The sequence below is a fragment of the Aurantivibrio plasticivorans genome (genome assembly GCF_055392955.1).
This window is the reverse complement of record NZ_AP036020.1, coordinates 3,377,225-3,391,431: the sequence shown is the minus strand read 5'-3', so window position 1 is coordinate 3,391,431 and position 14,207 is coordinate 3,377,225. Positions and strand designations below refer to the sequence as shown.

The 14,207-nt window shown below is 48.0% G+C and carries 11 protein-coding genes; 5 read left to right on the top strand and 6 right to left on the bottom strand.

The genetic code is table 11. The features are described from left to right. Positions 1 to 311 precede the first annotated feature (311 nt). The 4 genes from prpD to ACZ5NB_RS15145 form a co-directional block, all read right to left on the bottom strand. Complete coding sequence (gene prpD, locus ACZ5NB_RS15160) at positions 312 to 1,760, bottom strand: 2-methylcitrate dehydratase (RefSeq protein ID WP_460233077.1); 1,449 nt, start codon at positions 1,758 to 1,760, stop codon at positions 312 to 314. Positions 1,761 to 1,989: 229 nt separating this feature from the next. Further along, complete coding sequence (gene prpC, locus ACZ5NB_RS15155) at positions 1,990 to 3,117, bottom strand: bifunctional 2-methylcitrate synthase/citrate synthase (protein WP_460233076.1); 1,128 nt, start codon at positions 3,115 to 3,117, stop codon at positions 1,990 to 1,992. Between the two features lie 90 nt (positions 3,118 to 3,207). Next, the gene (gene prpB / locus ACZ5NB_RS15150) at positions 3,208 to 4,098 is read right to left on the bottom strand and encodes a methylisocitrate lyase (protein ID WP_460233075.1); all 891 of its coding nucleotides are present in this window, start codon (positions 4,096 to 4,098) and stop codon (positions 3,208 to 3,210) included. Positions 4,099 to 4,108: 10 nt separating this feature from the next. Beyond that, positions 4,109 to 4,816: a GntR family transcriptional regulator gene (locus ACZ5NB_RS15145; RefSeq protein WP_460233074.1), complete on the bottom strand. Its 708-nt coding sequence runs from the start codon at positions 4,814 to 4,816 to the stop codon at positions 4,109 to 4,111. 434 nt (positions 4,817 to 5,250) lie between these two features. On the opposite strand from ACZ5NB_RS15145, the gene ACZ5NB_RS15140 reads away from it, so the two are divergent. Continuing rightward, on the top strand, positions 5,251 to 6,999 hold the full coding sequence (locus tag ACZ5NB_RS15140; protein WP_460233073.1) for an autotransporter outer membrane beta-barrel domain-containing protein: 1,749 nt from the start codon (positions 5,251 to 5,253) through the stop codon (positions 6,997 to 6,999). 60 nt (positions 7,000 to 7,059) lie between these two features. On the opposite strand, the gene ACZ5NB_RS15135 is transcribed toward ACZ5NB_RS15140, so the two are convergent. After that, a complete protein-coding gene (locus tag ACZ5NB_RS15135; RefSeq protein ID WP_460233072.1) occupies positions 7,060 to 8,862 on the bottom strand; it encodes a caspase family protein in 1,803 nt (600 codons plus the stop codon). Positions 8,863 to 8,996: 134 nt separating this feature from the next. Here ACZ5NB_RS15135 and ACZ5NB_RS15130 point away from each other — a divergent pair, with 134 nt between their 5' ends. Then, positions 8,997 to 9,851 (top strand): alpha/beta fold hydrolase, encoded by an 855-nt coding sequence (locus ACZ5NB_RS15130; protein ID WP_460233071.1) that lies wholly within the window; start codon positions 8,997 to 8,999, stop codon positions 9,849 to 9,851. 30 nt (positions 9,852 to 9,881) lie between these two features. Here the strand turns inward: ACZ5NB_RS15130 and ACZ5NB_RS15125 are convergent, their stop codons facing one another. After that, positions 9,882 to 11,816: a serine/threonine-protein kinase gene (locus ACZ5NB_RS15125; RefSeq protein ID WP_464107571.1), complete on the bottom strand. Its 1,935-nt coding sequence runs from the start codon at positions 11,814 to 11,816 to the stop codon at positions 9,882 to 9,884. 266 nt (positions 11,817 to 12,082) lie between these two features. On the opposite strand from ACZ5NB_RS15125, the gene ACZ5NB_RS15120 reads away from it, so the two are divergent. From ACZ5NB_RS15120 to ACZ5NB_RS15110, 3 genes are all read left to right on the top strand, one after another. Continuing rightward, on the top strand, positions 12,083 to 12,913 hold the full coding sequence (locus tag ACZ5NB_RS15120; RefSeq protein WP_460233069.1) for a nuclear transport factor 2 family protein: 831 nt from the start codon (positions 12,083 to 12,085) through the stop codon (positions 12,911 to 12,913). An 8-nt stretch (positions 12,914 to 12,921) separates the two neighbouring features. After that, positions 12,922 to 13,647, top strand: coding sequence for a nuclear transport factor 2 family protein (locus ACZ5NB_RS15115; protein WP_460233068.1), 726 nt, complete (start codon positions 12,922 to 12,924; stop codon positions 13,645 to 13,647). A 200-nt stretch (positions 13,648 to 13,847) separates the two neighbouring features. Beyond that, the gene (locus tag ACZ5NB_RS15110; protein ID WP_460233067.1) at positions 13,848 to 14,174 is read left to right on the top strand and encodes a 2Fe-2S iron-sulfur cluster-binding protein; all 327 of its coding nucleotides are present in this window, start codon (positions 13,848 to 13,850) and stop codon (positions 14,172 to 14,174) included. Positions 14,175 to 14,207: the final 33 nt, after the last annotated feature.

Genomic DNA, 14,207 nt, shown 5'->3' with positions numbered 1-14,207 from the left:
GTCGATTTACTCGAAATTTCCTACAGTCGTGGGCGTCAACATTCCCCTTTTAAGCAGTCGAGTAACGGAGCAACTGAGCGGATAAGCCGAGGACTGTCTGAGCGAAGCGAGTTCCGCAGGCCCGCTCAGTTGTGAGTAACGCAGAGAAGCCGAAGGCCGGCTTGTAGGGTGGCATTTTCTTGGTTACTTCTTTTAGCCAAATAAAAGAAGTAACTCGCCCCAAGGCGAAACCTTTACTAAAACTATTTAGGTCTTAAAAAGCTCGCAAAGAGTAAAAACTCTTAGACGAGCCCAAAACAAAAGAATAAAACCTAAATAACCAACATCTCCATAAACTCATTAACCGGCGTAGCCGCCAACGTATCCGCATCCTTACAAAGCCCAAACACCTTCCCACTTCTAGCCGCAGGAAAACGCGTCGCCAAGTTATTCTTAAACTTCTGCTCAAGCAAAGGAATACCTTCCTCACGACGACGGCGATGCCCAACGGGATATTCCACTTCCACCTTCTCGGTGCTGGTGCCATCTTTAAAGAAGATTTGAATGGCGTTGGCGATTGAGCGTTTATCCGCTTCGAGGTATTCACGGCTGTAACGTTCGTCTTCGACGATTTCCATTTTCTCGCGTAGCTCATCAATTTCTGGATGGGCCGCATGGAATGAATCTTCGTAATGTTCTGCTACCAAGTCACCAAAGATAAGCGGAACAGCTGTCATGTACTGCAAACAGTGATCGCGGTCGGCTGGGTTATTCAGTGGGCCGACTTTACTGATGATGCGAATCGCCGATTCGTGCGTGTGCATGACGATTTTGTCGATCTCGCCAATGCGATCTTTCACTTGCGGGTGAAGAATCACAGCGGCTTCGGCAGCGGTTTGTGAATGGAACTCAGCCGGGAACGAAATCTTAAACAGAATATTTTCCATTACATAGCTTTCGTAAGGGCGGCTAATGGATAACTTGTTGCCTTTAAAGAGTACGTCTTGGAAGCCCCAGGTTGTTGCACTTAATACGCTGGGATAACCAATTTCACCGCGCATAACAAAATCCGCTAAGCGTACGCCGCGTGACGTAGCATCGCCGGCTGCCCAAGATTTACGTGGGCCTGCGTTGGGTGCGTGGCGATAGGTGCGTAAGCTGGAGCCGTCTAACCAGGCGTGGGAGAGGGCATCGATGACTTGTTCTTTGGTGCCGCCCATCATGTGGGTCACGACCGCTGTGGTAGCAATACGCACTAACATGACGTGACATAGGCCAACGCGGTTGAATGAATTTTCTAACGCGAGTACGCCTTGAATCTCGTGGGCTTTAATCATGGCGGTGAGGACTTCGCGCATGGTGAGTGGCGCTTTACCCTGTGCGACATTGCGTTGCGAAATATAATCCGCGACCGCGAGAATGCCACCTAGGTTATCGGAAGGGTGGCCCCACTCGGCGGCGAGCCAGGTATCGTTGTAATCCAACCAGCGAATAATACAACCGATATCCCACGCGGCTTTGACAGGGTCCATACGGAATTGTGTGCCGGGTACACGCGCACCGTTAGGTACGATGGTCCCTTCGACTTGTGGGCCGAGTAACTTTGTACACTCGGGGAAGCGCAGCGCTAAAAAGCCGCAGCCTAACGTATCCATCAAGCAATTGCGGGCGGTGTTGTAGGCTTCTTCTGAAGTGACTTCATAATTGACGACATATTCAGCGATATCGACAAGTTCTTGATCCGGCGCGGGGCGCTGGTTTAGATCTACATTAGCAGACATAGTTTTACCTCTTACGATTGAGCATCTGACTAAGCATATTTTTCCGTGCTGGTGGCGTCAGTCCGGTCCTCACACCCTCATTTACTACCAGTAAACTCCGGTGTTGTGCGCGGTGTCTTACTTGCCAGCACGAAAATTTGTACGCATTCAGACGCTCAAGAATTTAAAAATTGATGATGTTTAATCTCGATCTTCGATTCTTTACTTACGATTTTCCATCGCTCTTTCCCTACTTGCGATCTTCTATCGAGATCCATTCCGATGTTTCTGGGCCGGTGTAGTTGGCGCTGGGGCGAATGATGCGATTGTTAGCGCGTTGTTCTTTTACGTGCGCAGCCCAACCGGTAACGCGGGACATGACGAAAATAGGGGTAAATAATTTCGTGGGAATGCCCATGAAATGGTAAGCCGAGGCATGGAAGAAATCGGCGTTACAGAATAGTTTCTTTTCTCGCCACATCACGGATTCGCAACGCTCGGATACGTCGTAGAGGTGTGTGTCACCCACTGTGTCCGATAATTTTTTTGACCATTCTTTAATGATGGCATTGCGGGGATCGGACTCGCGATAAATGGCGTGGCCAAAGCCCATGATTTTTTCTTTGCGTTCTAACATACCGAGCATGGCTTGTTCGGCTTCATCGGCGGATTGCCATTGTTCGATCATGTCCATGGCGGCTTCGTTTGCGCCACCATGAAGTGGGCCGCGCAAACTGCCGATAGCGCCAGTAACGCACGAATGCATATCGGATAATGTCGATGCGCAAACACGTGCAGTAAATGTTGAAGCGTTAAATTCGTGTTCGGCGTAAAGAATTAGAGAGACGTTCATGACGCTGGCAAATAGATCGCTAGGTTTTTCACCGAGTAACATATGCAAGAAGTGGCCGCCGACGGTTTTATCGTCGGTTTCGGTTTCAATGCGCACGCCGTCGTGTGAGAAGCGGTACCAGTAACAAATGATGCTGGGGAAGATGGCTACTAGGCGGTCAATGACGTCGTCTTGTTGTGCAAAATCGTCTTCGGTTTCGAGATTGCCTAACATGGAGCAGCCAGTTCGCATCACGTCCATAGGGTGGGCGGTTTTGGGAATGCGCTCTAATACTTCTTTTAATGCTTGAGGCAAGCCGCGCAGGGATTGCAATTTGTTGAGGTAGCTATCGAGTTCGGCTTGGTTGGGAAGTTTGCCGCGCAATAACAAGTAAGCGACTTCTTCAAATGTGGCTTTTTCTGCGAGCAAGCTAATGTCAAAGCCGCGATAGGTTAACCCTGTTCCTGTTTTTCCGACAGTACATAACGCAGTATCTCCTGCGACTTGGCCTCTTAGACCGGCACCACCTAGTGCTTTATCTACCATGTTGTCCCCCGATTTTGTGCTGTGTGAGTGGCGTTAAGTGTTAATAAAACGATGAGTGTTTGGTTTTTGATTAGGTGTCGCAAACCTTAACTATTTCTCTTTTGAAAAAAGTGCATCGAGCTTGTCTTCGTAAGCGTGGTACCCGAGTACCTCATACAATTCGGCACGTGTTTGCATTGAATCAACAACCGCGGTTTGGTCACCGTGTTGTTGTATCGATTGGTATACGTTGAGCGCGGCTTTGTTCATGGCGCGGAATGCACTGAGTGGGTAAAGCACCATCGCGACGCCCTGCTCACCCAACTCTTTGCAATTAAATAATGGTGTTGCGCCAAATTCGGTAATGTTGGCCAGTACCGGTACTTTGACGGCTTCAACAAACGTTTTGTATTGCGCTAGCTCGGTCATTGCTTCGGGAAATATGGCATCGGCTCCGGCTTCTACGCAGGCTATGGCGCGCTCGACGGCTGAATCCATACCTTCCACGGCCAAGGCATCGGTTCGAGCCATGACAACAAAATCTGAATCTTGTTTTGCATCCACGGCGGCTTTAATGCGGTCGACCATTTCCTCTTGGCTGACGATGGCTTTGTTGGGGCGGTGGCCGCAACGTTTTTGTGCGACTTGGTCTTCAATATGGACAGCGGCAACGCCGGCTTTTTCTAAGGTTTTAATGGTGCGAGCAATATTAAAAGCGCCGCCCCAGCCGGTATCGATGTCGACTAACAGCGGTAGGTCACAGGCATCGGTAATCCGCTGTGCGTCGGTAGCAACGTCATTTAATGAGGTGATCCCTAAATCGGGTAGGCCAAAAGAGGCGTTGGCGACGCCACCGCCAGATAAATAGATCGCGTGATGACCGGCTGTTTTGGCAAGCATGGCGGTGTACGCGTTTATGGCACCGACGATCGGTAAAGGGGAATGATCTGATAAGGCTTGTCGGAATTTACTGCCGGGAGACTGTGTACTCGTGCTGCTCACGTCGCTGCTCCTATTGTTCGTCTTGCTGGGGGTTAGAAGAGGCTTGATTCAGCTGCGAGACTAACTCTCTTTGTGCACCACGAATGTGACGGCGCATTAAAATTTCAGCAAGCTCGCCATCGCGATTAGCGATAGCCTCAAGGATGTGTTGATGTTCTTTAAACGCCTGATTGGGGCGTTGCGGTGTGGTGCTCGCACGCACGCGGTACATGCGCATAACGTGGTACAGCTCGCCACATAATGTATCGAACAGGCGTTGATTGCCGCTCATGGATACCAGTTGGTAGTGGTAATCCCATTCACCCTCAGCCTGATAGTAGATCTCACCGTGAGCGGATTGGATCTCGCTGTGATGTGTGCCCAGCAACGCCTCGAGTTCTTCAATTTGCTGGGCGTCGGCGCGCTCTGCGGCAAGCCGTGCGGCGAGACCTTCAAGGGCTTCGCGAATTTCATAAATCTCGAGAAGCTGCTCGGCGTTGAGTTGGATAACTCTGGCACCGGCGTTGGGTTTGATTTCGACAAGCTTACAGCCTTCCAAACGGCGAATGGCCTCTCGCAACGGGCCGCGACTGACACCTAGCTGCGTCGCCAATTGCGGCTCGTTGATTTTGCTTCCAGGCGCGATCTCGCCTTTGACGATGGCGGTTCGTAAGGCCAGGAACGCATCATCGGCACGCGTTAAATTGCTTGTTTCGAATGGAGCGCTGTGTGATGTCATGAGAAATTGTCGACAATCTTGGCTAAGTTTCGAGATTCTAACTCCAAAATGGGCGGTTTATCAAAGATTGTGTAGACAATAATGGTCTCAGGCGCGCTTTTTTAAGACGCAAACGGCCTTCATGAAGTGATTGCGACTGTTGTTGAGGCAATGCATTGGGGAGTGAGCGAAGGCGGGGCCTGTTGGGGGAGGTTGAGTACAGAGTCGGTGATGCTATGGGACGGGGTATGAGCTGATTGCGTGAAAGTGTGATTGGCGTCACGAATATCTCTATATACGCAAACGTTATTGATGTAATGGGATTAATTCCAAAAACAGGTGGTAGAATCCGCTCCCGCGTTAGACTCCTCGGTGCTTGTTGGGGAGGTTTTCATTTCATATTTTCCTTTTGCCAATTTAGTGGAGGGCAAAAGGCGTACAGGAGGTTTGTCATTATGATGTTTCGTGTTCAATCTTTAGCACCCTTGCTGTTAATGGTTTTTGCGCATTCCGCGTTTTCGTCGATTATTTCCGTCAGTTTTGGAGAGATGGGAGATCGTGTGAATGAGGGGGCAGGGACAGTCTTTGTCGATCTGGAATGGCGCTTAGAAGATGAGCAATTCCCCAGCGAGAGTTGCACCATTAGTGGCGCACTGGGTGTCGCCGCTTCCGACAGTACGGCCGATCAAGGTGAAGACTTTACGATCCCGCAGCCTAATTTTACCTTTTCGGTAATTGTAGATAATGAAAGCGAAGGTGTTCCCTTTGCCCAGCCAGTTAGCGTTGCACTTCAAGTAGTCGATGACACTATTGGTCAGGAGGGGCGGGCAACTGAAGGCGGATTCGAAGAGTCTATCGTGCTAGATGTGAGTTCCGTTACAAGTAATTGTGGTCTAAACCGTACAATCTTTTCTGAATCAGACACGTTGTGGATTGTCGACAACGATGAGGCTCAACCAGAGCCAGAACCCGAGCCGCAGTTTGATGCCAACCTACAAAACGCTCAAGGCCTAACTGAAAAACAACGTCGTACTGCTGAAGTGCTAGATCAAGCGTGTTCAGCGATTGAGTCTCAAGGGTTCACTCGCTTGGATCAACAAGACCTATATGATAGCTGCGTCGCGTTGCAGAACAGTGAAAACATCGCAGCGGGGCTCGATCAGCTAGCGCCAACAGCGTTGGCGCCGATGGGGCTTTTGGGTATGCAGAGCAGTCATCAACAAGCGGAAAATATTTCTCAGCACCTGTCACGGGTACGCCGAGGGCTAAGAGCGGTCGATACGTCTGGTTTAACTTTCAATGTTAATGGTCAATATCTCCCCGGGCGAACTTTAGGGGCCGGGGCGGGCGACGTTCAAAGCAACTGGGGTACATTTATTGGTGGTAATGTGACAGTGGGCGAATCGGACACGTCTTCGTTTGACATTGGTGCAGATAATCTTTACTTCGGTGTTGATTATTTATTTAGTGATCGTTGGGTAGGTGGTGCTGCAGTGGGTTATACCCAGTCAGATATTACTCACTATACAGGTGAAAATACGATTGAATACACCGATGCAAATGTGTCTATTTTTACCAGCTTTTATCCAGTGCGTAATTTTTATCTTGATGCAATTTTTAGTTATGCCGACAGTGAATACAGTACTGAGCGGTACATGAATTTTGGGGCTATCAACCAATTTGGCGTGGCGGATACCAAAGGCGCGCAGTTAACTAGCGCCGTTAATTTAGGTTATACGTTTAACTTTTCACGTTTTTATCTTAACTTAGTCAGCGCTGTTGAATACGTCGAAATCAGTATTGATGAGCTCAGAGAATCGGCGCGTGGTAATACCAACAACCAAGGTGTATTAGTATCTTTGCAAGATCAAGATTTTGAATCGTTCAAATCTAACCTAGGTGTTGAGTTGGGTTGGACGATCAATACCAGTGTTGCTGTGTTCGCTCCTAAATTGATTGCCAATTGGGAGCATCAATACCGCAATGATCCTTTAGCAATTGACAGCGCCTATATTGGGGATCCAACGCAAACTGTGCTTACTCTAGAAGACGATCTGCTGGATGATAGCTTCTACAATGCCGGGTTGGCGATTAATGCTATTTTCCCTAATGGTTTGTCAGCTTATCTGCTTTACGATACCGATTTGAAACGCGATTACTTGGATTCCTACAGCGTGAATTTGGGTGTTAAGTTAGAGTTTTAAGAAAAAAGCGCGAGAAGCGTTGGGCGTGATTGGATAAAAATGGGGCGAAGGCCCCATTTTTTATGGTTCTACTTTTGCAATAATAACGTTGGGCTTTCTATTGTCGCTGCTACCCAGCGTTTGTTTCGGAACCAAGTAAAAGTCTCCACCGCTGTGACCGGCTGCTCGAATTGGGCGCATCTCCGGTGTTTGATTCTCGCCGCTGTTGTCCCTGTGTCGAACGTTGACGGCAAGTTGTGAAAACAGCATGTTATCTCGCAAGATACTGTCGTTCTTTTCAAGGATGTCGATTAGTGCTCCTGCAAACAATGAATATTGACTTTGCGTCCCATCCAGAACGGGTTTAATACCGCCGGAAGAAATCACTAACCGTGAGCGTCGAGCGAGGCCGACTTCAATGGATTCTTTCGATAGTTTTTTGTTAACGCTTCCGAGTAAAAAAGGGCTTTTATCCGACGCCATGTTGCCCGCATAGCAAGAGTCGGCGAGTACAAGTATGGAGCGCGCTTGTATGCGGTCGAGGTGGTCGCTGATTACAGAGTTGCTGATCCAGTTTGAAAAGCGATCGGCCTGCGCGTCAACTGGCAACCAGTAACCGCGCTGACGATTACTAGAACTGCTTTTGCGAATATTGCCGTGGCCAGCGTAATAAATCAAAAGGTTGTCTTCGGGTGTGAGTTGTTCATGTAAATCATTGAGCGCGTTGAGAATGCTTTTTTCGTCAGCGTCTTGAATGAGAATAGTACTAAAGCCATATTTATCTTCGAGTACACGTTGTAAATTCAACGTATCATTTTTGGGAGATCGCAGGTCTTCAATATACCAATAATCTTGGTTGCCAATAATTAGTGCAAAGTAACGCCCAAATTGAATGTCATTGAGTTGCACAGGGTTAGACTCTGATAATCGATACGGTTCTAACAATGGCGCTGGTTCCGCCGCGCGATAGGCGATAGTCGGTAGACTATTGAGCTCGCTACGTAAGCTTTGGCTTTCCATTTCAGCGCGCTCATATAGTTGAGTGAGAACATCAATTTCCCGTTGTGCCGAAGCTAATTGTGTCTGCGTGGTTTCTAGTTCGATTTTCGTCGCATTAGTATTGGCTTCAGTTAAAGCGCTTTCCAACGCTTGTTGGCTGGCGAGAAGTGTTTGTTGTTCGTTGCGCAATTGAGCAAGTTGCTTGTTGAGGATTTGTGTTTGGCTTTCTGCAACGCTGATCTTGCCATTCAATTCATTGCGCAGTTCATCTAGCGCCTGGTTGGCGGATGATTCATAAACTAATTGATCCTCCGTAAGGCCAGAGGCTTGGCGGTACCAATTCAGTGCTTTTGAAATATCTTTTTCTACACCAAGGCCTTTTTCGTATAGGTAACCGAGATTAATTTGAGCACGTGTAAAACCTTGCTCGGCTGCTCTCTGATACCATGCAGCGGCTGATGGGTAGTCGGGCTCTGAGCTCAGCTCATCGCCACGTAAGCCGCGCTCGAAAATTTCACCAACGTTAGTTTGTGCTTCGGCGTCGCCCTGTTCGGCGGCTGGCAACCACACTTTTAGTGCAGTGCGGTAGTCTGCGCGATCGTATGCGACGTATTCACCACCACGGATTCGACAATCAACGGCGGTCGTTTTGATGGCGCGACGTGCAGCGGAATAGGTCATTGCCCCGAGTTTGCGAATTTGGCCTGGCAGTAAGCAGTCGACGATATATAAATCTTTCGATTGGATTCCGTCGTTTGTGACATTTTGGTTGTCGTCTAGGGCGCTACAGCTGACAAGCAGTGTGGATACGACGGGAAGCATTGTCGCTAGTACTTTGCGTCGGGCGAGAGTTGAGTATCTTCCTTGTTTATGGCTGTTAATCATGCTTGAATCCCTTCGATCAAAATAGTGGTGTATTTGCTACGTAGGCCAAGAACTGGGTCTGATTTTACTGACCAATATGGCGTGGTAGGAGTATACCGAAGATGTTTCTTTGGTCGAAGCTCTGGTGTGTAATCATGTGCGTTCATTCAAATAAACTTTGGTTGTGTGTTTTTCTGTCGCTGCTTAGTTGCGCTTCGCCGGTCGAAGACTTAGATAGAGCCGCTGCAGGTTTTCACTTCGACGCTAAAACCCTAACAGCGACTACTGATGCGGAGAGGGGCGAGGCCGCTCTATCCCTTCCTATACGCATTTACAAAAATAATGTGTTGAAAGAAGAGGCTGGAAAAGAGTACGCGCTGATATTTTTAGAGGGTGATGGCAGACCCTGGCGCCGGGTGATCCCGAATAAAAATCCAAATACGCATAACTCGGTAGTCTTGCCTTTGATGGCCGCTTCCTCATCCTATCCGGCGGCGTATATTCATCGTCCGTGCTATGGCTTTAAAAAGATGCCGGAACGTTGCGACGCTTCATGGTGGACTTCTGGTCGTTATTCTCTTCGGGTAGTTGAGCTGTTATCCAACACTATTGACCAGCTACAAGTGTCGTGGGGTGGCAGGCAACTCATTTTAGTTGGCCACAGTGGTGGGGGAGCATTGAGTCTGCTGGTCGCGAATCGACGACATGATGTGGCGGCGGTTGTTACTTTGGCTGGCAACCTCGATCATTCTGCATGGACTAATCACTTTCATTATTTGCCGCTCAGTGAGTCGTTGAATGCACAGGATGTGATGTTGCCGAGTAGCGTCCTTCGGTGGCATTTGGTTGCTGGTAACGATAAAACCATTCCGGCAAATATCAGTGTGGCCTCGGTTGCCGAAGACCCACAAGCTAGGCTGCTTGTGTATGATGACTTCGATCACAATTGTTGCTGGGACAGGGTGTGGCCTGATATCTCACGGCAACTGTTGCAACGGTTAGCTCGCTAACCCTCGCAAATTTTGAAAAGGCAAAGTAATTTATTTGAGCCTGGAAATCTTGGTTTGTAGTTTTTCTAATGCTAGCTCAATATCGTTGTTGCGGGTTCCCACGTCGCCACGTAATAAAAACTCCAGCGTTAACTGGAGCTGAATAAGCCGAAATACGTCATTGTTTTCGTTTTCGGCTTCTGCCATTACGATACTGGCAATCCTGTCAATGCGTCGGTCGATAATTACCTTGAATTTAAATTGGTCACGTGGGTCGATATTGTTCAGTTCTTGGAATGCTTCCCATGCTAAAGAATATAATTTGTGGGCTTGATCAATATCGCCATTTTCAAAGACTGTGTCGCCTTGTTTTATTGTGTCCGCAAGTGTTGCCATTGCAGGTGGTAAGTCATTAAGGCCAACACTGGCCTTAGACTGATTGGCTGCATACCAGCTGGAGGCAATAACTGAGACAATCAACACGGCGATACTCGCCAACATCCAACGGCGTATCTTCGTTGGCGGTTTGATTGCGTCGATGAATTCGCCCGCATTGCTATAACGTTGATTACGATCGAACGACAAGGACTTTTTAATCGCTCGCCAATAGCGAGCTTTTAATCCTGGAATAGGCTTGGCGACGAGGTTTTTTCGTTTTGCCTCTAATGCTGTGACTTTGTTGCCATCTTTATCGGTGAAAGGGTGGTCGCCAGTCAGCAGGGCGTAGGCAACACAGCCCAGCGCATAGATGTCATCGGCGGGAATGGGCGCGCGGTCTTGAAGCATTTCGGGGCTGGCATAGGCCGGTGTAATGGCTCCAAGGGTGTATGGGTCGAAATGCGTTTCGTCATTGCTTGTATCAATTTCGGCACCGGTGTTGCGAACCGCTTGTGCAATGCCAAAATCGAGAATCTTTACCGTTGAATCATCGGTGAGAATGATATTGTTGGGCTTCAAATCGGCATGTACGAAACCTTCTTGGTGAGCGTATGCGAGTCCGCGAGCGACCCGTTCAACTAACGCCATGATAGTTTGATGGTCGGCATGCTCAAATTGCTCATCTAAAATAATTTGATCTAACGTTTTGCCTTCCAAATACTCCATGCAGATATAGGCAACATCCTCGTCTCGGTCAAAGTCATAGACGGTAACAATATTGGGATGTGACAGGGTTTGGCTTTTCTTGGCTTCACGCTGGAGGGCGTACAATGCTTCGCCGGTATTACGTAGCTCGGGATTAAGTACCTTAATGGCTACGTAGGGGTTTTTATCAAAGAACTCTTCTTTGCGAATGTCGCGGGCCTTGAATACGGTACCCATGCCGCCGTGTCCAATGTTTTCTACCAGTACAAAACGCTGTTTAAGTGTGTCACCGACATTAATTTGCGATTCTTGGTCTGCCCCCTCGGCTAACCGGCCGTTCGGCCCTCGAGTTGCATCATCGTCAACTTGTGTGATTGCTTCGATGGTTTGTTTCAACGGCGCGATGACGGTTTCCGCAAGATCTTCATTTGCTCTAGTGATTGTTTTATCGTCTAACGCTTTTGGCTGTATGGATGAGTTTGTGACAGCGATGCGTGTCGCATCCTCATCTGCAGGAGGCATTCGGCGATCGATAATGATCGTATCTTCGTCTTCGGCAAGGTCACTCGGTATGGAACGGTCAACCTGGTTACCATTATCCTCAGCAGAGTCATGTGAGGGTAAAAATTTCGGCACAATGGTGCGATCGGCAGCTATCGCCCATTCTATGACGGCATCCTCATTGTCCAGGTTGGACGCATTTTTCTCGCTGATAAGCGTCAGTATTTTCTGGAACAGACGTTCTCCCAACATTCCTTTGTCTTGCGCATCTATAAGGTCGTTAACCACTTCAGTTTCACTTAGAATCTGAATGTTTAACGCATTATCAAGCCATTCCAATAACCGCTGTTCGCTAATGGTATCGCTATCGTGTGCGACGAGAATGTCTTTAAAGGTTGTCATGGAGGGTAGTCGATCCTTCGAGCTGTTGGGTTTAAAGCGTCTGCGATTATACGTATGAATCTACCCGATGTCTTGGTCGATGAAAAAGGCTAACTATTCGAGGTTTTCCTAAAATAACTCCGTCCTGTTTCTAACCTTGAGATACATCAAGAGTAGGCTGTATTTGTGTGTAGCCCCATTGCTTTTGTGCATAAAGTGCATCAATCCTAGGTTGGGTATGTGAAAATAGTTAGCACTATCTACGAAAATTTGTTCTCGGAGGATGCATGAGTCATCAATATCTACTGACGAAGTTTGTCTTAGGGTTTTTTACAATAGTCATGATAGGGGGCTCTCTACAAGCCCAGGCGCAAGACGATCGTATCGACAGATTGGAACAACGACTCGCGGCGCTAGAGCACCGTATTACGCTGCAGGAAGATGTCCATCAAGTGCGTCAGGTGGCGTTCACTTATGCCTACTTAATGGACAATGTGCTTTACGATCAGGTCATTGCGATGTTTTCTAAAAATATCGAATCCTGCGAGATCAGCGGTTACGGCGTGTTTAAAGGTTATGATGGCTGTGTTCGTATGTGGAAGGATTTGATCGGCAAGCCTCTAGGTGCTGATGATGGCCAGTTAGCGTTTGGGCGTTTGGCGAAGCATTACATGATTAAAGATGTTGTCACGGTATCACCGGATGGAAAAACGGCAACGGGTCGATTCGATTACCTGAGCGCGGGTGGTGCTTTGGGTGCGGACAATTACACCGGTAGCCAACTGGGGATTTATACGTTGGATTTTGTGAAAGAAAACGACGTATGGAAGTTGAGTAAGTTTTGGTTAGTGTTCGACACGATTAATTACAATCATCGGGATTGGGCCAGTAATCCTCGTGTTCGTTGTCCAAGCAACACCGTGAAGCCCGATGGCCCCAGCACGTTTCATCATCCGTTTCCCGAAACCGGGGTTGTGCCGTTTCACTACCCTAACCCAGTCACTGGCGAGCCTATTGAAACGCCGGTAACCGATACGAAGTATTGGATTGGTAATTGGCCGGGTGAGTTTGGTGGTCCTTGTGGCAAACGTTCAGATTTTGAAAAAGCCGCTGAGTAGGAAATAAAATGATGAAGAGAAGTAGACTTGTTGTCTTAGCTTGGGGTTTGGTACTGGTTGGTCTAATCGGCTGTGATGACCAATCACAAAAAATAAGTGAGCTGGAAGCTCGACTAAACGCCATCGAAAATGAAGCGCGTTACACTAGCGATGTGCTCGCAATCTGGAAGTTGCAATCCCGTTATCAGCATTACATTAACATCGGCGCACGGCAGGACATTGTCTCGCTGTTTGCCGATCACCCCGACGTAGAAATTGAATTAAGTAACAAAGGGATTGTGCGCGGCGCGGATGCGCCTCATCGCTACTTTTTACGTGCTGGCCAGCCTAAACCGGCGACGCCACCGAAACCGATTCCTGGTTTTATGGTGATGCATATGTCGGTTAATCCAGCCATTGAAATCAATCACGATGGCACTCAAGCGAAAGCGGTTTGGTTGAGCCCGGGTATCACCAATATTTTTCGTGAAGGGAAAATGAAAGCGGGTTGGAATTTTGGCAAATACGAGATGGAGTATATTAAACAAGAATTACAATGGAAAATTCTCTCGTTTCGTTGGCATCAAATATTTTTGACGCCTTATGATAAAGGCTGGGTGGAAGAGAATATACACCCAGGTTCGGTCGGTGCCGCCGTGAAGCCGGATCAGCCATCCGCGCCAGATTTTTATCGCCCCTACGACGCGACGAGTACAGACAACCGCTTTGATCCACCACCGCCCGAACCCTACTAACGTTAGCGCTGTCACAACATGTGATTAATACAACTTTATTACTACAAGTTATTGAATGCGACTTTATAGGCGCTTTCTTTTTATGGGGCGTTTAAATACTCATAGGTCGCAAAAAGGGCTTATCTTTGGGGTAGGAGAATGTTATTGTCGCTAACTTTCACAACTAGGAAGAATCAAGTAATTCTGAAGAAAGGATATTTATGAGTAGTATAAAAGTGACTTACATTTCACATGATGGTAACGAACAAACGGTTGAGACTGCAGCTGGCACCAGTGTGATGCAAGCCGCTGTAGATAACATGGTGCCAGGTATCGACGGCGACTGCGGAGGCTCCTGTAGCTGCGCTACATGCCACGTGTTTGTAGACGATGCTTTTACGAGTAAGCTCGATGAGCTATCCGAGTCGGAAGCCGATATGTTAGAGCTGCGTCCAGACCGCCAGGCAAACTCGCGCCTAGCCTGTCAAATTATTCTTGATGACACACTCGACGGAATTAAAGTCACCACACCTGAATTTCAATACTAACGAAGTCTTGGGGCATCATCGTTTAACGTTAAA

Bases quoted from the DNA above. Each gene is read 5' to 3' on its own strand.
- prpD (WP_460233077.1), bottom strand. From the start codon at position 1,760: ATGTCTGCTAATGTAGATCTAAACCAGCGCCCCGCGCCGGATCAAGAA.
- prpC (WP_460233076.1), bottom strand. From the start codon at position 3,117: ATGGTAGATAAAGCACTAGGTGGTGCCGGTCTAAGAGGCCAAGTCGCA.
- ACZ5NB_RS15145 (WP_460233074.1), bottom strand. From the start codon at position 4,816: ATGACATCACACAGCGCTCCATTCGAAACAAGCAATTTAACGCGTGCC.
- ACZ5NB_RS15140 (WP_460233073.1), top strand. From the start codon at position 5,251: ATGATGTTTCGTGTTCAATCTTTAGCACCCTTGCTGTTAATGGTTTTT.
- ACZ5NB_RS15135 (WP_460233072.1), bottom strand. From the start codon at position 8,862: ATGATTAACAGCCATAAACAAGGAAGATACTCAACTCTCGCCCGACGC.
- ACZ5NB_RS15130 (WP_460233071.1), top strand. From the start codon at position 8,997: ATGTGCGTTCATTCAAATAAACTTTGGTTGTGTGTTTTTCTGTCGCTG.
- ACZ5NB_RS15125 (WP_464107571.1), bottom strand. From the start codon at position 11,816: ATGACAACCTTTAAAGACATTCTCGTCGCACACGATAGCGATACCATT.
- ACZ5NB_RS15120 (WP_460233069.1), top strand. From the start codon at position 12,083: ATGAGTCATCAATATCTACTGACGAAGTTTGTCTTAGGGTTTTTTACA.
- ACZ5NB_RS15115 (WP_460233068.1), top strand. From the start codon at position 12,922: ATGATGAAGAGAAGTAGACTTGTTGTCTTAGCTTGGGGTTTGGTACTG.
- ACZ5NB_RS15110 (WP_460233067.1), top strand. From the start codon at position 13,848: ATGAGTAGTATAAAAGTGACTTACATTTCACATGATGGTAACGAACAA.